General features: G+C 61.1%; 14 protein-coding genes. 9 read left to right on the forward strand and 5 right to left on the reverse strand.

Annotation, left to right across the window (positions count from 1 at the left end; translation table 11 throughout):
* Window positions 1-110: 110 nt before the first annotated feature.
* Window positions 111-572 (forward strand): host attachment family protein, encoded by a 462-nt coding sequence (locus AC2FM5_RS06345; protein ID WP_170338489.1) that lies wholly within the window; start codon window positions 111-113, stop codon window positions 570-572.
* A gap of 48 nt (window positions 573-620) precedes the next feature.
* Here the strand turns inward: AC2FM5_RS06345 and AC2FM5_RS06350 are convergent, their stop codons facing one another.
* Window positions 621-1,172 carry an LOG family protein gene (locus tag AC2FM5_RS06350; RefSeq protein WP_170338492.1) on the reverse strand — a complete coding sequence of 184 codons (552 nt, stop codon included), beginning with the start codon at window positions 1,170-1,172 and terminating at the stop codon, window positions 621-623.
* Window positions 1,173-1,298: 126 nt separating this feature from the next.
* Here AC2FM5_RS06350 and AC2FM5_RS06355 point away from each other — a divergent pair, with 126 nt between their 5' ends.
* Window positions 1,299-2,714 (forward strand): LysM peptidoglycan-binding domain-containing protein, encoded by a 1,416-nt coding sequence (locus AC2FM5_RS06355; RefSeq protein ID WP_170443137.1) that lies wholly within the window; start codon window positions 1,299-1,301, stop codon window positions 2,712-2,714.
* Between the two features lie 91 nt (window positions 2,715-2,805).
* Window positions 2,806-4,596: an ABCB family ABC transporter ATP-binding protein/permease gene (locus AC2FM5_RS06360; RefSeq protein ID WP_496734516.1), complete on the forward strand. Its 1,791-nt coding sequence runs from the start codon at window positions 2,806-2,808 to the stop codon at window positions 4,594-4,596.
* Window positions 4,597-4,656: 60 nt separating this feature from the next.
* On the opposite strand, the gene AC2FM5_RS06365 is transcribed toward AC2FM5_RS06360, so the two are convergent.
* Window positions 4,657-8,433, reverse strand: coding sequence for an efflux RND transporter permease subunit (locus tag AC2FM5_RS06365; RefSeq protein ID WP_496734518.1), 3,777 nt, complete (start codon window positions 8,431-8,433; stop codon window positions 4,657-4,659).
* Complete coding sequence (locus AC2FM5_RS06370) at window positions 8,430-9,656, reverse strand: efflux RND transporter periplasmic adaptor subunit (RefSeq protein ID WP_480726107.1); 1,227 nt, start codon at window positions 9,654-9,656, stop codon at window positions 8,430-8,432. Before AC2FM5_RS06370 ends, AC2FM5_RS06365 begins: the two co-directional genes overlap by 4 nt.
* Before the next feature lie 226 nt (window positions 9,657-9,882).
* On the opposite strand from AC2FM5_RS06370, the gene AC2FM5_RS06375 reads away from it, so the two are divergent.
* From AC2FM5_RS06375 to AC2FM5_RS06395, 5 genes are all read left to right on the forward strand, one after another.
* Window positions 9,883-10,554 carry a hypothetical protein gene (locus tag AC2FM5_RS06375; RefSeq protein WP_496734521.1) on the forward strand — a complete coding sequence of 224 codons (672 nt, stop codon included), beginning with the start codon at window positions 9,883-9,885 and terminating at the stop codon, window positions 10,552-10,554.
* 46 nt (window positions 10,555-10,600) lie between these two features.
* Window positions 10,601-11,923 (forward strand): PQQ-like beta-propeller repeat protein, encoded by a 1,323-nt coding sequence (locus AC2FM5_RS06380; protein WP_170358689.1) that lies wholly within the window; start codon window positions 10,601-10,603, stop codon window positions 11,921-11,923.
* A 48-nt stretch (window positions 11,924-11,971) separates the two neighbouring features.
* Complete coding sequence (gene der, locus AC2FM5_RS06385; RefSeq protein WP_170338000.1) at window positions 11,972-13,426, forward strand: ribosome biogenesis GTPase Der; 1,455 nt, start codon at window positions 11,972-11,974, stop codon at window positions 13,424-13,426.
* Between the two features lie 163 nt (window positions 13,427-13,589).
* Window positions 13,590-14,576: a fatty acid desaturase gene (locus AC2FM5_RS06390; protein ID WP_170358693.1), complete on the forward strand. Its 987-nt coding sequence runs from the start codon at window positions 13,590-13,592 to the stop codon at window positions 14,574-14,576.
* Window positions 14,577-14,666: 90 nt separating this feature from the next.
* Window positions 14,667-15,197, forward strand: coding sequence for a helix-hairpin-helix domain-containing protein (locus AC2FM5_RS06395; protein WP_496734524.1), 531 nt, complete (start codon window positions 14,667-14,669; stop codon window positions 15,195-15,197).
* 57 nt (window positions 15,198-15,254) lie between these two features.
* On the opposite strand, the gene serS is transcribed toward AC2FM5_RS06395, so the two are convergent.
* Together serS and AC2FM5_RS06405 are read right to left on the reverse strand one after the other, a co-directional pair.
* Window positions 15,255-16,547: a serine--tRNA ligase gene (gene serS / locus AC2FM5_RS06400; protein WP_170358697.1), complete on the reverse strand. Its 1,293-nt coding sequence runs from the start codon at window positions 16,545-16,547 to the stop codon at window positions 15,255-15,257.
* A gap of 85 nt (window positions 16,548-16,632) precedes the next feature.
* Window positions 16,633-18,294, reverse strand: a complete 1,662-nt coding sequence (locus AC2FM5_RS06405; protein ID WP_496734526.1) for a mechanosensitive ion channel family protein — start codon at window positions 18,292-18,294, stop codon at window positions 16,633-16,635.
* A gap of 203 nt (window positions 18,295-18,497) precedes the next feature.
* Here AC2FM5_RS06405 and yajC point away from each other — a divergent pair, with 203 nt between their 5' ends.
* Complete coding sequence (yajC, locus tag AC2FM5_RS06410; RefSeq protein WP_093962445.1) at window positions 18,498-18,785, forward strand: preprotein translocase subunit YajC; 288 nt, start codon at window positions 18,498-18,500, stop codon at window positions 18,783-18,785.
* The last annotated feature ends 33 nt before the right edge of the window (window positions 18,786-18,818 follow it).

The following is an 18,818-nucleotide window of genomic DNA, read 5'->3' on the forward strand; positions in this document are numbered from 1 at the left end:
CAAAACCAAAACAATGAGGGAATAGCTGCCGGATTGTGCCGTGGGTGCAAGATGTTGGCTGTTCTTGTTCGGGCGGGGGACGGCCACGAAAACCACAACGGGAGATCGCAATGGTCGCACTTGCACAGGGTACTTGGGTCATCATCGCCGACGGGGAAAAAGCACTGTTCACTGAAAACGTGACGGATGCCGAGAACCCCAATCTGGTGGTCGTATCGGTTGAGGAACATGATCATCTCGCCGCGCGGAGCAAGCCCTCGGATCGGGCGGGACGGCGAAATGATACCGGGCCGAACCAGAAATCTGCGGTGGAAGAAGACACCTGGCGCACTCACGCCAAATCCCTGTTCGTCCAGGATGTGGCCAACCTGCTCAACAAAAAAGGGCTGAAGGGCGCGTACAAGCGGCTTGTTCTGGTTGCCAGCCCACAGGTCCTGGGCCTGCTGCGCCGGCGCCTTCACAGCGAAGTTCTGGCCAAAGTCGTAGCCGAAGTCGACAAGACCCTGACCAATCATCCACTGCACAAGGTCGAAAAGGTGCTGCAACGCCAACTGCGCACCTCGACCGCCTGATCTAGCTAGTTCGGGACTCACGGGCGGGGAAGCCGCCCGTGACGCCTATTATTTCAATAACTTGCGCAATTCGTCCATCGCGGACTCGGCGTCGTCGACCCAGGTAATGAAACGGGCCAAGGAGGCATCCGCAAAACCTGCGTCGATCACCTGATCCAAAAGCGTGTGAAGCGCGTCCCAGTATCCGTCCACATTCATCACCAGAATGGGTTTGTCATGTAGGCCCAACTGGCGCCAGGTCAGTGCCTCGAACAACTCGTCCAACGACCCGGGTCCGCCGGGCAGCACGACCACGGCATCCGCATTCATGATCATGACTTTCTTGCGCTCGTGCATCGTTTCGGTGACCACGAAACGCGTCAGATCTGTTTTTCCCACTTCCCGCCGGAGCAGATGAACCGGTATCACGCCGAAGGTTTCGCCTCCGGCCGCTTGCGTGGCCCGGGCGACTTCGCCCATCAGGCCCACGTCACCCGCACCGTAGACCAGCCGCCAGCCTTCGGCGGCCAGCAGCCGTCCAAAGGTGCCTGCGGCCTTTGTGTAGGCCGAATTCGCGCCATTGCGTGACCCGCAATACACACAGATCGATTTCTGGGACATCAAACAGCGACTCCGGGGTTGTGTCAGAGGTTTTGACCCGTGATAGCGGGATTGGTAAATTGGCTCAACCGTTCGGCGGAAAGCTTTTGAGTCAAGGCATTTGCGCTGCGGAGTGAAGGAAAAAACATGGACGCCAAATCGGGAAGCGGTAGGTCGGGTGCATTCGTCTGGGGTATCCTTGCGGGTATCTTGGCTGTGATTGGCGCCGGGGGCTTGTATCTTTCGGGTGTCTTCGGTCCTGCGCCGCAGTCTGAACAGTCCACTACGGAAGAGGCCGTCGCCGAAAGCGCCAGCGAAGAGACGACTGAGCCAGCCGCTGCACCGGCACCAAGCCCGGATGCAGAGGACTCGCAGGTCGTTGCGGAACCTGACAACGCGGACGAGGTTCAGACCTCGACCGAGACCGAAGAAGCAACCGCGCCGGAAGCCGAAGAGAAAACTGCGACCGACGAGCAGACTGCGCAGGACGCGACGGTTGAAGAACAGCCGGCAGAGGCTGCTCCCACACCCGAGGCTAACGCGGCCGCAACTGCTCCGACGCTCGACCAGATATTCGTGGAGCCTGACGGCAATGCGCTGCTGTCCGGCAAAGGCGACCCGGGCAGTCAAATTCGTATCCTGCTGGATGGCGAGCCGATCCACAGCTTCACGGTCGATGGCAGCGGCCAGTTCGCCGAGTTCGTCACCATCCCCTTCAGCGAGGCCGCGCGAGGTCTGGTTCTTGAAGCCGGTGACGGTACCCGGTCTGCGCAATCGGATGACTATCTGATTGCCGCGTTGCCCAAGCCGCCTGCGCCACCCGCTAAGGACGAGCAAGTCGCCAGCACGGACACCGAAGCGCAGGACGAAACGGCGGAACAGCCGTCTGCGGCCGCAGTCGCAGAGGACACCGAGGTCGCGCAAGCGGACGAGACCGTTTCCGGGGCGCAGGACGAAGAAGCAACCTCACCCGAGGCCACGACCGAGACTCAATCCAGCGAAAGCCAGCAGGTGGCCGTTTTGCGGTCCGGTGAGGAAGGGGTTGAGCTTGTCCAGTCGCCGTCGTCCGAAGACGCGTCGCCCGAGCAGGTTGCGCTTGATACGATCGGCTATTCCGACGCTGGCGATGTCCAATTGTCCGGCCGTGTGTCCGAGGGTGCTGCGGTTCGGCTCTATCTGAACAACAAGCTGGTGGCCGATATCACGCCAGGGCAGGACGGTGATTGGCGCGGGGAAATCCAAGAAGTCGATCCCGGTGTCTATACGCTGCGCGTTGACGAAGTCGACACGGACGGAACGGTGCTGAGCCGTCTGGAAACGCCGTTCAAGCGCGAGCCGGTTGAAGTTCTGCAGGCGGCCGAGGCGCAGGATGCGGTGCCGGGCGCCGACCAGAGCACGCCGATCCGGTCCGTTACCGTGCAAAAGGGCGATACCCTGTGGGCGATCTCGCGAGAGCGTTTTGGCGACGGTGTTCTGTATGTCCGCCTGTTCGATGCGAACCGCGACCTGATCCGCGACCCCGACCTGATTTATCCGGGCCAGGTCTTCACCATCCCGGAATAAAGGCTTAGGTCTTGCGGGGCCGGGTTTTCGCCCGGCCTCGAAGCTTTCCGGGTCAGACATGAGAAGACTTGCGCCTATGCATTCCGCAGACATGCCACAGATGGACGAACGCAAGTCGGGTTGGCTGACCATCCGAAAAGTGGCTCCGTACCTGTGGCCCGAAGATGAGCCGTGGGTCAAACGGCGGGTGGTCTTCGCGATGGCCATGCTGGTTCTTGCGAAGTTGATCGCGGTCTATACGCCGATCCTGTACAAAGGCGCGGTTGACGCGTTGGCGGGCGAGGGCGTGCCGCCTTTGGCGCTGGGCGCCGTAGGGCTGACCGTGGCCTATGGCGTGGCGCGGATGATGACGGTGGGGTTCCAGCAGTTGCGCGATGCGCTGTTCGCGCCGGTGGGGCAACGCGCGCTGCGGGCGCTGGCGCTGGAAACCTTCCAGCACATCCACCAGCTCTCGATGCGCTATCATGTGACCCGCCGGACAGGCGGCCTCAGCCGGATCATCGAGCGCGGGGTCAAGGGCGTGGAGTTCCTGCTGCGCTTTCTCCTGTTTTCGATCGGCCCTCTGATCCTTGAACTGCTGCTGGTGGCGGTGGTTCTGATGTGGCTGTTCGACGTCTGGTACCTGGTCGTGGTGGCCGTCACCATCGCGCTGTACATCTGGTTCACCTTCACGGTCACCGAATGGCGCGTGAAGCTGCGGCGCGAGATGAATGACCAGGATACCGAGGCCAACCAGCGCGCCATCGACAGCCTGCTGAATTTCGAAACCGTCAAGTATTTCAACGCCGAACAGCGCGAAGCTGAACGATATGACGTGTCGATGAAGGCCTATGCGCAGGCCGCGTTGAAAACGGCATACTCGCTGGCCTTCCTGAATTTTGGTCAGTCCTTCCTGATCACTTGTGGCCTGATCGGAGTGATGGTTCTGGCCGCGATCGGCGTTCAGAACGGGCAGTTGACGGTAGGCGATTTCGTGATGGTCAACGCCTACATGATCCAGATCACCGTGCCGTTGAACTTTCTGGGCACCGTCTATCGCGAGATCCGGCAGGCCTTGGTTGATATGGGCCAGATGTTCCAGCTGCTGGAGCAGCCGGCCGAGGTAGTGGACAAGCCAGACGCCAAACCGCTGCAGATTACCGAAGGCCGGGTCGAACTGGACGATGTGCATTTCGGCTATGACCCGGACCGCGAGATCCTGCGCGGCGTCTCTCTGGTGGTGCCGGGGGGGCAGACCGTGGCCATCGTGGGCGCGACCGGCTCGGGCAAATCCACCATCGGTCGGTTGCTGTTCCGGTTCTACGACGTGACCCAGGGCGCGTTGCGGATCGACGGGCAGGATGTGCGCGACGTGACGCAGGAAAGCCTGCACGCCGCCATCGGCGTGGTGCCGCAGGATACAGTGCTGTTCAACGACACTATCCGGTACAACATCGCCTATGGCCGCGAGGGGGCCTCGCAGTCCGAGATCGAAGCCGCCGCAAGGGCCGCTCAGATCCACGACTTCATCACCTCTCTGCCCGAGGGGTACGAGACCAAGGTGGGTGAGCGTGGCCTGAAGCTGTCTGGCGGCGAGAAGCAGCGCGTGGGCATTGCGCGGACGCTGTTGAAGAACCCGCCGATCCTGCTGTTGGACGAGGCCACGAGCGCGCTGGATACCGACACCGAGCAGGACATCAAGGATGCCCTGGCCCGCGCAGGCGAGGGGCGTACGGTGATCACCATCGCCCACCGCCTGAGCACGATTGCCGAGGCCGACCAGATCGTCGTTCTGGAAAAGGGCGAAATCATCGAGCAAGGCACCCACGACGAGTTGCTGCGCCGTGAAGGGCGCTATGCCCAGCTGTGGAACCGCCAGCAGTCGGATACGCAGGCGGCCTGAAACCTCTGCGGCTAAGGTCTCAAACGAAAACGGGCCGGCTGTACCGGCCCGTTTTTTTTGTTACTCCGCCGCTTTGAGCGGATGCCCCGGTGTGTCGCCCGGGCTTTCCTCGGCATCTGCAGCCTCATCCTCGGTCCAGACGATTTCCGTCGCCTGCATCCGGCGGGCCGAGTCTCCGATCGCCATATCCTGCGCGATCTGGCTGGAACGGCCGGCGGTCACGCGGGCCAACAGTTTGCCCAGCCATATGGCATAGGTGGTCACCCACACCCGCAACGCCAGGAACGAGGGCGTCACGATCAGCGTCAGAACCGTGGCGATCCCCAGGCCAAACACCACTGCCGTCGCCAGCTGCTTCCACCACAGAGCGGTGGGGCTGTCGATGGAATAGCCGCCATTGATGAAGTCCAGCGACAGGCCGAACATCATCGGTGTCAGGCCGGCCATCGTGGTCAGGGTGGTCAGCAGAACCGGACGGATCCGCGCCTCGGCCGTGCGCACGATGGCGTCGATCCGGGGCATGTAGCGGCTGTATTCCTGATAGGTGTCGATCAGAACGATGTTGTTGTTCACCACGATCCCCGCCAGCGCCACGATGCCGGTGCCGGTCATGATGATCGAGAAGGGCTGTTGCATCACCATCATCCCGATCAGCACCCCGGTGGTGGACAGAACCACCGCCAGCAGCACCAGCACCGAGTTGTAGAACGAGTTGAACTGCGCCAACAGGATCACGAACATCAGACCCAGCGCGGCCAGAAAGGCGCTGGAGAGGAAGGCCTGGCTCTCGGCTTGGTCTTCCTGGTCTCCGGTCCATTCCCAGGTGATCGTGTTGGCAAAGGGCTGAGTGTCCAGCCACTCGGTCAGTACCGCGATCCGCTCGTTCGGGTTGATCAGCGTCAGGCGGGCGTCGCCGTCATCAATAGCGGCCTGCACCTCCTGCAAGCTGTCCGCACCGGTCAACTGAACCAGAGTATAGGCCGTACCATCGGCACCGTTGATCGTCGCACCTTCGGGTTCCGAGCCTTCGGTCACTTCGCGCACCACGGCCAGCCGCTGTTCTCCATCCGGGGTGTCGATCACCACTTTGCTCAGACCGGACTCCACGTCGGCCTTGACGTCGTAATAGCGCTCTTGATCCACGCGGTTGATTTCGGCCAGCTTTGCCACCGGTTTGCGGGTGATGAAGTTCGACAAGGGCACCAGCCCGTCCGGAGTACGCACCTTGAGCGTATCCAACGTGGACAGGACCCGATCCTGATCGGGCAGGCGGACGCGGATCTCGATCTCTTCATCCACGCTTTCGGGGCGCATTTCGCCCAGCAGGATGCCACGGGTCACCAACTGCACCATCGCGCCCACGGTTGCCACGTCGGCCCCGAACCGTCCTGCCTTGGCCACGTCGACGTCGATCTGCCAGTCGATACCGGGCAAGGGCAGGGTGTCCTCGATCTTGATCAGGCCCGGGGTGTTTTCAAACACCTCGCGCGCGGTCAGTGTGGCGCGGGTCAGGTCATCCCAGTTGTCGCCCTTGATCCGCAGGTGCACGGGCTTAGCCGAGGCCGGACCTTGTTCCAGCGGCAGGATCTCGACAACGAAACCCGGCAGCTTGGCAAGCTCGGCGTTCAACTGCTCGATCACGAAATCGCCGTCATACTCGGGCGCGACGGTGTGCTTGTCGAACAATCCGCCTGCGACAGGTTCTGACACGTTCGGGCGATCCTCCCACGGGATGATCTCGAACTGCACGCGGCCCACCGTGTCCGCCGGAGCCTGCGCCCCACCGTTGTTCTGGTTCAGGCCGCCTTCACCGGCGAACGAGAACACGTTGATCACTGCCGGATGCTGGCTGATCACCTGTTCGGCCTCGAAAACCAGCGCGTCCTTTTCGGCCAGCGACAGGTTGCCCCGTGCGCGGACATAGGCGGTGGCCTGTTCCGGCTCGCTTTCGACGAAGAATTCAACACCGCGGTTGTTCTGACCGTACATGGTCATCACCGTCATCACCGCAAAGCCTACTGCCACGATCGAGACGATCGGCATGATCGGATTGCCGACCAAGAACTTGATGACATAACCGAAGGGCGTATGTTCCTTGGCCGTGTGGACACGTTCGTCCGGCTTGCGCTCGATCCGGGCTGCGCTCAGCGTGACCGATCCGGCGAAGGCGCCGAACAGGAACAGAACCGCGCCCAGCAAGAACCCACCGCCTGCGCCTTCCGGCAGTAGATACGTGGGGTTCAGCAGCTGCATTGCGCCCAGGAAGATCATGTAGACCGACGGCGGAACCAAGACGGCACGCACCCACCACGGCGTCCGCGCGCGCAACCAATCCGAGCTGCGGTCGAACACGCGGCTCAACCGGCCCGAGACACCGCCCATCACCGGCAGGTAGATCAGCGCCACGATCAGCGAGGCCGACAGAACGAAGATCAGCGTGACCGGCAGCATCCCCATGAATTCACCCGGAATGCCCGGCCAGAACAGCATGGGCAGAAAGGCGCACAGCGTCGTAGCGGTTGACGAGACGATGGGCCAGAACATCCGCTGGGCTGCCTCGACATAGGCGTGCATCGGGCCGACGCCTTCCTTGATGCGTTTGTCGGCATACTCCACGACCACGATGGCGCCATCGACCAGCATCCCCACGGCCAGGATCAGGCCGAACATGACGATGTTCGAGATGCTGACCCCCATGATGGCCAGAAACGCGAAACACAACAGGAACGAGGTCGGAATCGCGAAGCCCACCAGCAGTGCCGCACGGGTACCCAGCGAAGCCAGTACCACGATCATCACAAGCGCGATGGCTGTCAGGACCGAACCTTCCAGCTGGCTGACCATCGAGCCGACGATGCGGCTCTGGTCATTCGACGTGCCGACATTCACGGCAGCCTGCAGCTCGGCCGGCCACTTGGTCTCGGCCTTGGCGACAGTCTCTTTCACCTGGGCCACGGTGTCGATCAGGTTGAAACCCTTGCGTTTGACGACCTGCAGCGCCACGGTCGGTTCGCCGTTGAAGCGGGCGGTCCCTTCGCGGTCTTCGAAGGTGTAGTTGATCTCGGCCAGTTCGCCCAAAGTCACGACCCGGTCGCCGTTGACCTTGATCGGCAGTCCGTAGACATCCTGTGCGGTCTTGAAGGACGAAGGAATCTTGACCGAAAACGCACCCTGTTCGGTCTCGACCTCACCAGCGGCGATCAGCTGGTTGTTGTTCTGAACGACGCTGATCAGTTCGGCCGCGGTGACGTTGTACGCCTCAAGCCGCAGCGGATCGATGACCACTTCCAGCATTTCATCGCGATTGCCGGCGATCCCGGCCTCAAGGACCGAATCCAGCGCCCCTAGCTCATCCTGGAGGTCCTTGGCGACCCGCGCCATCGTGCGTTCGGGCACGGCACCCGACAGGTTCACGATGACGATCGGGAATTCCGAGAAGTTGATCTCGGTCAGCGTGTATTGCTCGGCGCCTTCGGGAAAGTCGGCCTGTGCACTGTTCATCGCGTCGCGCACGTCAGCGGTAATGGCTGTCTTGTCCCAGCCAAAGTCGAACTCAAGCGCGATACCCGCATAGCCCTCGGCGGCGGTGGCGGTCATCTCTTTCAGGCCGTCCAGATCCGCAAGCTCGGTTTCCATCGGCTTGATCAGCAGGTTTTCACTGTCTTCGGCCGAAATGCCCGGAAACTGAACCGACACGAACAGGGCCGGAATCTCGATGTCCGGCTCGCCTTCTTTGGGCAGGCTGACATAGGCAAACCCGCCGATGATCAGCGAGATGGCAATGAATGCCAGAACCATTCGGGCCCTGTCGGCGGCCCAGCTGACTATGCCCGTCATTGGGAAACGTCCTTATAGGTGGGCGCTACGACCACACCCGCAGTCACGAACTCTTGTCCGACCACGATGATGTCTACGGTTTCCGCAAGACCGCCGACCCAAACACCGTCGGCCGTATCGCGCAACAGTCGGATGGGTACGAAATCGACGATATTACCGGCTCCGACCGTCCGAACGCCTAGCTGGCCTTCGTTGTTCAGCGTCAACGCCGATTGCGGCAGCAGGTGAGCCTTGGCGCCTTCGGCCGCGATGCGGATGCTTGCGGTCTGCCCGTCCCGGATCAGAAGCTCGGGGTTCGGGACGGTGACTTCCACCTCGAACGTGCGTGTGGTTTCGTCCGCCGAACGGCTGAGGAAGGTCACACGGCCCTCGACCTGCAATCCGGTCACCAGTTGTGCCTGCGCCGGAGCGCCGACGGTGACACGGTTCACTTCGGTTTCGGGAACAAAGCCGACCAGCTTGATCGGATCAAGCTGGATCACGGTCGCGCACAACGATCCGGGCTGCATCAGACTGCCCAATTCGGCGGCATCGCTTTCCAGAAGGCCCTGAAACGGGGCCTCGATGGTGATGCGATCCAATTCCAGTTCGGCAGCCGAAACCGCCGCTTCCGCAGCCTCGATGCCCGCCTCCGTAGCCTTCAACTCGGCCTCGGCCGCCTTGATACCGGCCTTTGCGGTACTCATCTCGGCCTCGGCCGCGATCCGCCGGGTTTCGGAGCCGAAGCCAGTTTCCGACAGTTTGCGGGCTGCAATCAGGTTTATTTCGGCCTCGGCAACGCGCGCATGCGCTTCCTCCAGCCGTGCTTCGGCTTCGGGCACACGGCTTTCCGCCTCCAGCTTGGCGGCTTTGGCTTGGGCCAGCTGTGCCGGGCGTGAGCCGGGATCCAATTCGCACAGCAGATCGCCGGCCTCGACGAAGGTGCCCTTACGCTTGGGTTCCGAAATGACGGTTGACGTGGTTTCCGCCAAAACTTCGACCTGACGGATTGCTTTGGTTTCACCGCGCAGCAAAACGGCGCTGTCGATTTCGCGCGCAGTGGAGCGCAACGCAACAACCCCAACGGCCTGCACGGCCGAGGCGTCGTTTGCCTCAGCGCCAGCGTCAGACTGGCTCGCAGCATCTTCGCGACCGGCAAATGCAAACAGGGCATCGCGCTCGAAAACCACGAAATACAATGCAACGATAACCAATGCGGCGTTGACGAGGGATATCAATCGCATGCCGTCATTCTCCTTAAAATATTATGTCCGCACAAATGCCGGTGGGCACGCAATGACATGGGGGCGTGCGTGCGCGAAGTCCATACTGAACTGAATAGTTTGGTTTGATTTTTTTCGCAAGAGCGCCCTGACGCTGAGCAATTGTGCATTTCGGGTACTTGGCTTGCTGATGGCGCCGGGGTATGACATGGCGCCAGAAAGCTGAATGCAACGCCCGGGGGCAGGAATGAGCGACGTCGACAGTTTCATTGATGAGGTCACCGAGGAGGTGCGCCGCGACCGGCTTTACCTGCAGCTGCGTCGATGGGGCTGGGTCGGTGTTCTGGCCGTTGTTCTGATCGTGGGCGGTGCGGCTTTCAATGAATATCGCAAGGCGCGCGACGCCAGTCAGGCGCAGAAGCTGGGCGACGATATTCTGGCCGCGATGCAGCTGAACGACGCTTCCGCACGTGCCGGTGCGTTGGCGCAGGTCACGGCCAATTCGGCCGGCGAGCAGGCTGTTTTGGGCTTTCTCCTCTCGGGCGCATTGTCCGAGTCGGGATCGGCCGAACAGGCCGTTGAACAGCTGAACGCGATTGCTGTTCAGGGTGATCTGCCGGAAATCTACCGCTCGATCGCTGCATTCAAGGCCCTGTTGTTGCAGTCCGAAACCATGCCCGCCGCCGAGCTCCGGCAACAGTTCGAGTCGCTGGCCGCTCCGGGCGCGCCGCTGCGTCTGTTGGCAGAGGAGCAACTGGCCCTGATCGACCTCACCGATGGTGACACTCAGGCCGCGCTGGAACGTCTGCAGGCCATCCGTCAGGATGCAGAGGTCAGTGCCGACATCCAGCAGCGTGCAACCCAATTGATCGTCGCGCTGGGCGGAACGCCCGAACCGATCACCGCACAGCAGGGTTGATACGCGGCCCATTTCAGTGAACCAAGACAGGCGAGTTCGGAGTTTCATGGAAAAAAGATTATTTTCCCGATTTGGTTTGCCGGTCGCAGCCCTGGCGCTGACGGCGCTGAGCGCCTGCGAGGAACCCGAAGTGATCCTGCCGGGCGAGCGTGAAGACATCCGCCCGGCCCAGGATCTGGAAACCGTTCAGACAACCGGTGCCAAACCGATCAGCCTGCCGGCCGCAAAGCGCAATGCCGAATGGTCGCAGAGCCCGGGAACCGCGGCTTTCCGTACCACCAACGCGGCGCTCAGCCCCGCGCCGCAGCGCATCTGGTCAACCTCGATCGGGGCCGGCGACGGGCGCAAACAAAGGATCACTGCTGATCCGGTTGTCGCAGGTGGCCTAATCTACACCTTGGACGCGGCGGCAACCGTTTCCGCGGTTTCTCCTCAGGGGCAACTGGTCTGGAGCACAAACCTGGTCCCGGCCACGGATGGCGAAGAGCAGGCAACCGGGGGCGGCATCGCCTATGCAGACAACACGTTGTACGTTTCGTCCGGTTTCGGCCGTCTGACCGCTCTGGATGCGCGCACCGGCGGTATTCGCTGGCAAAAGAAACTGAACGCGACCGGTAGCGGAGCGCCGCTGGTATCTGGCGGCCTGCTTTACCTTGTGGCGGGGGATCAGACTGGCTGGGCGGTTGATGCAAAGGACGGGCGCATTGCCTGGCAGATCGAGGGCACGCCCAGCGTCGGCAATGTCCTGGGAGCTCCGGCGCCGGTATTGGCGAACGAGTTTGCAGTCTTTGCGTTTGGGTCCGGTGATGTGGCGGCCGCTTTCCGCAAAGGCGGTATCCGTCGCTGGAACGCGTCGGTCGCCGGCGGCCGCAGGGGGCGGGCCGCAGCGCAGATCGTGGATGTGACGGGCGGCCCGATCGTATCCGGAAATTCGATCTACATCGGCAACCACTCAGGACGCACGGTCGCCTTCGACGCCAGCTCGGGCGAACGGATCTGGACCGCTTTCGAAGGCGCGGTCGATACCGTCTGGCCGGTCGGCAACAGCGTATTCCTGATCAGCGACCGCAGCCAGTTGGTGCGGTTGGACGTATCAGACGGGTCTGTGGTCTGGGCCATCGACCTGCCGGGCTTCGTCAAGGACAAGCCCAACCGTCGCGGACCGATCTTTGCGCATTACGGCCCCATCATGGCGGGTGGACGCATCGTCATCGGCTCGAACGACGGTTATCTGCGGTTCTACAACCCTGTCGACGGCACGCTGGTGCATCAGGTCGAGGTTCCGGGTGGGGCGACAACGGCACCGGTGGTTGCGAACCAGACCCTCTACGTGGTTTCGACCAAAGGGCAACTGCACGCTTTCCGTTGACGACGAGATGCGTTAAAGGACGCGTCTGAGTCTTGAAAGTTGAGTATCATGTCTTTGACCCTCGCCATCGTGGGGCGCCCCAATGTGGGCAAATCCACCCTGTTCAATCGCCTTGTGGGCAAGCGCCTTGCGCTGGTGGACGACCAGCCCGGCGTTACCCGCGATCTGCGTGAGGGCGAAGGGCGGCTGGGTGACTTGCGCTTTACCGTGATCGACACGGCCGGGCTGGAGGATGCCACCGACGACAGCCTGCAGGGCCGGATGCGGCGCCTGACCGAGCGTGCCGTGGACATGGCCGATGTCTGCCTGTTCATGATCGACGCCCGTGTGGGCCTGACCCCGACCGACGAGATGTTTGCCGAGATTCTTCGCAAGCGGTCCAAGCATGTGATCCTGGCGGCCAACAAGGCCGAGGGGGCGGCGGCGGATGCCGGTGTGCTCGAGGCGTACAACCTGGGTCTGGGCGAGCCGATCCGCCTTTCGGGCGAGCATGGCGAAGGCATGACTGACCTTTATGCGGCGTTGATGCCTTTGGCTGACGCCATGGAAGAAAAGCAGCCAGAGGACGTTCCGCAAACGGATATCGATCTGGACGAGGATGGGGAAACCGAAGGCGAAGCCCCTGCAATTACGCCGGACAAGCCGCTGCAGGTGGCCGTTGTCGGGCGTCCGAATGCGGGCAAGTCCACGCTGATCAACAAGATCCTGGGTGAAGATCGTCTTCTGACCGGTCCCGAGGCCGGCATTACCCGTGACGCCATCAGTCTGAAGTTGGACTGGGGTGGCACCCCCATGCGCATCTTTGACACCGCCGGTATGCGCAAAAAGGCCAAGGTACAGGAAAAGCTCGAGAAACTCTCGGTGTCGGACGGCCTGCGCGCCGTCAAGTTCGCCGAAGTCGTGGTTGTCCTGCTGGATGCGGCGATCCCGTTCGAGCAGCAGGACCTGCGCATTGCCGATCTGGCCGAGCGTGAAGGACGTGCCGTGGTGATCGCGGTGAACAAGTGGGATGTCGAGGATAACAAGCAGGAGAAGTTGCGCGAGCTCAAAACCTCGTTCGAACGCCTGCTTCCCCAACTGCGCGGCGCGCCTCTTGTGACCGTGTCGGCCAAGACGGGCAGGGGGTTGGAGCGGCTGCGTGATGCGATCCTGCGCGCCCACGATGTGTGGAACCGTCGGGTTCCCACCGCGGCCTTGAACCGCTGGCTGACCGCCATGTTGGAGCAGCACCCACCGCCAGCCCCCCAGGGGCGCAGGATCAAGCTGCGCTATATGACTCAGGCAAAGACGCGCCCGCCGGGTTTTGTCGTCATGTGCTCGCACCCGGACAAGATGCCGGAAAGCTACTCGCGGTATCTGGTCAACGGTCTGCGCGAGGATTTCGACATGCCCGGAACCCCGATCCGGCTGACGCTGCGCGGCCAGGGGGACAAGAACCCCTACAAGGGGCGCCGCAAGAAAAATGCGGGTGCGCTGGCCAAACATCTCAAGGGCAAGGCGTAACTGCGCCAATTTTCAGCATTTTCGGGCTTGGGGCGTGACAGCCCCCAAGCATCGCGCTAGCATTCGCATGCGTGCATTCATTTCGCGCGCGGTTTGCGCGTGCCTGTGACGTGCAAAATTTCGCAAGGACTATTGAACCGGACCATCGTGGGGAGCGGGCTGGATGGACCTGAGAGAATATACGAGACAGTACGCGGTGCAGGACAACCGGCTGGCCGCGCTCAGCTATTTCGGGACGTTCGTGGTGTATTTCGCATCGCTGACGCTGGCGATCGTCTATGTGGATCAGTGGTTCATCATGATCCCGGCCGGGATCGTGTTCGCCTTTTCGGCAGTGCGTCTCTATGTTCTTCAGCATGATTGCGGTCATCATTCGCTGTTCGAAACCCGACGGCAGAATGAATGGGCTGGCCACGTGCTGTCGCCGTTCACCTTCGCTCCGTTCGAAGTGATGAAACAGAACCACAATCTGCATCACGCAGGCATCGGCAATCTCGAACATCGGGAGACCGGTGAAATCAACACGATGACCTTGCGGGAATGGAATGAAGCGGATTGGAAAACCCGTCTGTTCTACAGGCTTTACCGCAATCCCTTCATCTTGGTGCCGGTCGGGGCCCTGTTCACGTATTTCATCCGCTATCGCTGGCCCAAAAACACGGTGCGGTTCGGTGTCCGCGGGGTCGTGCTGCACAACCTGTCCATCGTGGTTTTCCTAGGTTTGTTGTATTGGATTGCTGGCATGACAGGCATACTCGTCTGGCTGGCCTTTTCGTTTCTCGGCGGAATGCTGGGTGTGTTTCTGGTGTATCTTCAGCACAACTTCGAGGACACCTACTGGGATCGCCGCCCGGATCTGGACCCGCAACTGGCGGCGCTTCAGGGTTCGTCAGCGCTGGATTTCGGATGGTGGTTCGACAATGCGGTCGCCTGCATCACGCTGCATGACATCCACCATTTCAATGCGCGCATTCCGTCCTACCGGCTGCGCGCCTGTCACTACAACTTGCCACCCGAATACACACCCCGCCGGATCAAATTTCCCGAGGCGGTGGCCGCGCTGAACCTGAAGCTGTGGGATGAAGATGCCAAGCGGCTGGTTCCCTTTCCGCGACAGGGTGAAACCGGTGAGCTGGCACGGGGCAGTTAAAGGCGGTTCTCCAAAGGTTGTGCAGACCGAGGCCTTGTCTTGCCGCCTACCGGACGTAGTTTTTAAGTTGGATCGTTTAGGAGTTTTGGAATGACAGCGGTGACCAAGATTCGCGGCATCGGAGAAGCACTTGGCCGCGCTCTCAACGACAATGGCTTCAAGACGGCCGAGGACCTGGCTAGGGCCAAGCCGGCTGTGCTGGTCGCCGTTCCCGGTATCGGAGCGCGCCGGGCGCCCGGATTGATCGCCGCCGCCAAACAGGCCACCTCCGGCGCTGCACCCGTGGCTAAGACCCGACCACCGAAGGCCCCAACGCGCCAGACGGCGCAATCTCGGACCTCAGCTGCTGCGCGCAAGGCCGACGCAGAGGCCAAGGTGGCAGCCGAGAAAGCCGAAGCAGAGGCCAAGGCCCGGAAGAAGGCCAAGGCCAAAGCCAAGGCCGAAAAGGCAGCAAAGAAAAAGAAAGAGATGGAAGCGGCGATCTCGAAGGCGAAGGAAAAGATAAAATCCAAGGCCAAGTCGAAAAAAGACAAGAAGTCCAAGAAGGCAAAAGAGAAGGCCGACGGTAAGTCCAAGAAAGACAAAAAGGACAAGAAGGCCAAGAAAAAGGCAAAGAATTAGTCACTTCCTTGCCTTGATCTGAAGCAATGCGGTCGCGGCTGGGGTGACCGCCAAAGGTTACGCCAGCGTGCCGTCAGCCTGCAGGGTCAGCTTGCCGCCAAGATACGGCGAAAGAACCTCGGGCAAGGTCACGGTGCCATCGGCGTTCTGGCCGTTTTCCAGAACCGCAATCAAACAGCGACCCACAGCCAGGCCCGATCCGTTCAGCGTGTGCACGAATTCAGGTTTGCCCCCACCTTCAGGCCGGAAGCGCGCATTCATGCGACGGGCCTGGAAATCTCCGCAGGTCGAAACCGAGCTGATCTCGCGATAGGTGTTCTGGCCGGGCAGCCAGGCCTCGATGTCGAAGGTCCGGCGCGCGCCAAACCCCATGTCGCCGGTGCACAAGACGACGGTACGATAAGGAATGCCCAGCTTTTCCAGGATGCCTTCGGCACAGCGCAGCATGCGCTGCTGTTCGTCGTCCGATTTGTCGGGATGCGTGACCGAAACCATTTCGACCTTTTCGAACTGGTGCTGGCGCAGCATGCCGCGCGTGTCCTTGCCGGCCGAGCCCGCCTCGGAGCGGAAGCACAGCGAATGTGCCGTGTAGCGGCGCGGCAGATAGCTTTCCTCGATGACGCAATTGTTGACGATGTTGGTCAGCGACACCTCGGAGGTCGGGATCAGCCACCACCCCTCGCGGGTTTGGTAGCTGTCTTCGCCGAACTTCGGCAGCTGGCCGGTGCCCTGCATCATCTCGGAGAGCACCAGAACCGGGCCGTTCACTTCGGTCAGACCGTTCTCGTTGGTATGCGTATCCAGCATGAACTGCGCGAGCGCCCGGTGAATGCGCGCCACACCGCCCGACAGCAGCACGAAACGAGATCCTGCCAGTTTGGCCGCGGTTTCGAAATCCATGCCGTTCTGAACCGAGGCGATCTCGAAGTGTTCTTTCGGTTCAAAGTCATAGTCCCGCGGCGTGCCCCAGCGTTTAACTTCGACATTGTCATTCTCGTCTTTGCCGTCGGGTACGTCCTCGGCCGGCAGGTTCGGGATGCGAACCAACTGGTCAGTCAGAAGGGCGTCGATATCCTTGGCCTCGGTCTGCATACGGGCGATTTCGGCCTTTTTCTCGGCCACAAGTGCCCGAAGACGCTCGAACTCGGCTTCGTCGCCGCGCGCCTTGGCTGCGCCGACTTCCTTGCTGGCCTTGTTCTGTTCGGCCTGGGCCGTTTCGGCTGCCAGGATCTTTGCCCGGCGGCTTTCATCCAGGCGCAGCAGGTCTGACGATACCGGAGCTTCCCCCCGGCGCGCGAGCGCGGCGTCGAAAGCTGCTGGGTTTTCGCGAATTGCGCGGATGTCGTGCATAGGTCAGATCCTTGGCAAATGAATCACTAGGGCCGCTTATGCACCATCTGACGGGCAGGGTGTAGCACCGGGTTGGAAAAACGGCCTAGTTGTCCGTGTCTTCAACCGTGTCATGTGCCAGTCGACCGTCCCATGGATGGGTCGGGATCTTCGGCTCGGGAGGGTCGGCAACGTAGGACGGCGTCATGATCTGAACACCGTTCTCGTTGAACACTTCAACGATGTTGCGGTGCAGGTCGGACTTGATCCGCGGGATCGAGTTGCCACGGGTCGTGTAGGCGTTGATCTGGTAATTGATCGCGTAATCGGCCAGCGCGGTCCACAGGACAAAGGGCTCGGGGCGGGCGCGAAGCCCATCGGTGCGACGGGCTGCCTCGATCAGCATGGCCTCGACCTTTTCGGGGGGCTCTTCATAGCCGATCCCAACGGTCGTGTGCAAAAGCAGTCCCTTGCCGTCGGTCTGCTTGGAAAAATTGACCACGTCCGAGTTCATCAATTGGGCGTTGGGGATCGAGATCAGCTCGTTCTTGATGGACTTCAGGTGGGTTTCCATAAGTTTGATCTGCACCACATCACCGATGTGTTCACCGATTTGGATGCGGTCACCGATCGAGGTCGACCGGCGATAGATTACGAACAGTCCAGCCAGCATGTTGCTGACAACCGAGTTCGCGCCAAGAGAGAGCATTGCGCCAACCAGGATGGTCAGACCCTGAAAGGCCGCCGAATCCGAGCCCGGAATGTAGGGAACCGCAAAGACAAGGGCGATCAGGATCACCACGACACGCGCGATATTGAACGTGGGATTGACCCAGTGTTTCTCGAAATCGCCCATGTCGAAAGTGCCGGCCTCGACCGCGTCGAAGAACACCCGCATGCCTTTGATGATGTACATCGTCACCCAGGCGATCAATGCCAGCATGATCATGTTCGGGATGTAGCTGAGGATACCCCGGAAGATCAGCAGAACCGGTTCGGTCAGGTAGGTCAGTAGCAGCTGCGCAAAGTACCGCGACTCGGCAAATGCCAGCAGGACGAACGACAGATAGTAATAGAAACCCAGAAAGAAGATGATCAGCAGGCCAAAGTTCAGTCCGTATCGGATCAGTGCGGCAATCGCCTCGGCCTGTACACTTTTCGCGGTGGCTTCCTCCACGTCCCTAAGGTATCGCCGGACAAAGATCAGCGTGCGTCGCCGAATGCGCCTGTGCAGCCACAGGATCACCAGGACGAAGACGATGAACCCCAACGTCCACGCCGCCGCTTCGATCGCACCGGACACACGTGCCTCGTCCGTGCGGTTTGCCCGGTAAGCCATGATCGCGTCACGGATGGCGTCGCCATGCAAGACCGTCAGGACGCTCAGTTCCATCTGCTCCAGCTCGGCATCGGCCTCGGTAACGATGGTGACCATCTGCCCGTCCGCCAGAATGCGGGTGCCTATCTCGGTGTCCTGGTAGGTGATGTCGACATCCGTGGCATCAGAGGATTCGGCGACCTTGATGATCGCGTCCTGAATGTTCTCGGCCCTTTCCGGCGCGGGCAGGGCGCTGGAGCCTCGAATGTGGAACAAGGTGTCGCCGTCAACGATGACCGGAGCCATGAAGGTCTCGGCGGCGGCGCTGTCGGCTTCGGGTCCGTCCTGCGGGGCATCCTGCGCCATGACAGGCACCGAAAAGGCCCAAGCCGCAAACAGCATGGACAGCAAAACACCCAATGGAAATGGGGTCTTGACGAAACTCCGCATGGGTCCTCCCTGACTTTGACTATACCCAAAGCCCCGCACCATCCTAGTGGATATCTGCGGTGTAATTCATCATCTTCGGGGATCGTGACACTGTTGCACGGCATGCCAAGTCGGCCATCGCTTGCAAAGGTTGATTTCAAGGCATAGTTTCCCGGCAAATTCGCGGTGCTCACTCCGCGACCTCAAGAAAAAAGGAATGTCCCATGGAAGGTGGCGCAATCGCCCAGTTTCTCCCGCTCATCCTGATCTTCGCGATCATGTACTTCCTGCTGATCCGTCCGCAGCAGAAGAAGATGAAGGAACATCAGGCCATGGTCGAAGCAGTGCGCCGCGGCGATCAGGTCGTCACTCAGGGTGGCCTCATCGGCAAAGTGTCGAAGGTCAAGGAAGGCGAAAACGAGATCGAGGTCGAGATCGCGGACGGCGTCCGGGTTCGTGTGGTCAAGTCGACCATCGCTCAGGTGCTGAACAAGACCGAACCGGCGAAGTAATTTCGCGTCGCAACTTCCTGAAAAGGCAGGGTA

It is taken from the genome of Ruegeria sp. BHSA162 (assembly GCF_059613385.1).

Bases quoted from the DNA above. Each gene is read 5' to 3' on its own strand.
- AC2FM5_RS06345 (WP_170338489.1), top strand. From the start codon at position 111: ATGGTCGCACTTGCACAGGGTACTTGGGTCATCATCGCCGACGGGGAA.
- AC2FM5_RS06350 (WP_170338492.1), bottom strand. From the start codon at position 1,172: ATGTCCCAGAAATCGATCTGTGTGTATTGCGGGTCACGCAATGGCGCG.
- AC2FM5_RS06355 (WP_170443137.1), top strand. From the start codon at position 1,299: ATGGACGCCAAATCGGGAAGCGGTAGGTCGGGTGCATTCGTCTGGGGT.
- AC2FM5_RS06360 (WP_496734516.1), top strand. From the start codon at position 2,806: ATGCCACAGATGGACGAACGCAAGTCGGGTTGGCTGACCATCCGAAAA.
- AC2FM5_RS06365 (WP_496734518.1), bottom strand. From the start codon at position 8,433: ATGACGGGCATAGTCAGCTGGGCCGCCGACAGGGCCCGAATGGTTCTG.
- AC2FM5_RS06370 (WP_480726107.1), bottom strand. From the start codon at position 9,656: ATGCGATTGATATCCCTCGTCAACGCCGCATTGGTTATCGTTGCATTG.
- AC2FM5_RS06375 (WP_496734521.1), top strand. From the start codon at position 9,883: ATGAGCGACGTCGACAGTTTCATTGATGAGGTCACCGAGGAGGTGCGC.
- AC2FM5_RS06380 (WP_170358689.1), top strand. From the start codon at position 10,601: ATGGAAAAAAGATTATTTTCCCGATTTGGTTTGCCGGTCGCAGCCCTG.
- der (WP_170338000.1), top strand. From the start codon at position 11,972: ATGTCTTTGACCCTCGCCATCGTGGGGCGCCCCAATGTGGGCAAATCC.
- AC2FM5_RS06390 (WP_170358693.1), top strand. From the start codon at position 13,590: ATGGACCTGAGAGAATATACGAGACAGTACGCGGTGCAGGACAACCGG.
- AC2FM5_RS06395 (WP_496734524.1), top strand. From the start codon at position 14,667: ATGACAGCGGTGACCAAGATTCGCGGCATCGGAGAAGCACTTGGCCGC.
- serS (WP_170358697.1), bottom strand. From the start codon at position 16,547: ATGCACGACATCCGCGCAATTCGCGAAAACCCAGCAGCTTTCGACGCC.
- AC2FM5_RS06405 (WP_496734526.1), bottom strand. From the start codon at position 18,294: ATGCGGAGTTTCGTCAAGACCCCATTTCCATTGGGTGTTTTGCTGTCC.
- yajC (WP_093962445.1), top strand. From the start codon at position 18,498: ATGGAAGGTGGCGCAATCGCCCAGTTTCTCCCGCTCATCCTGATCTTC.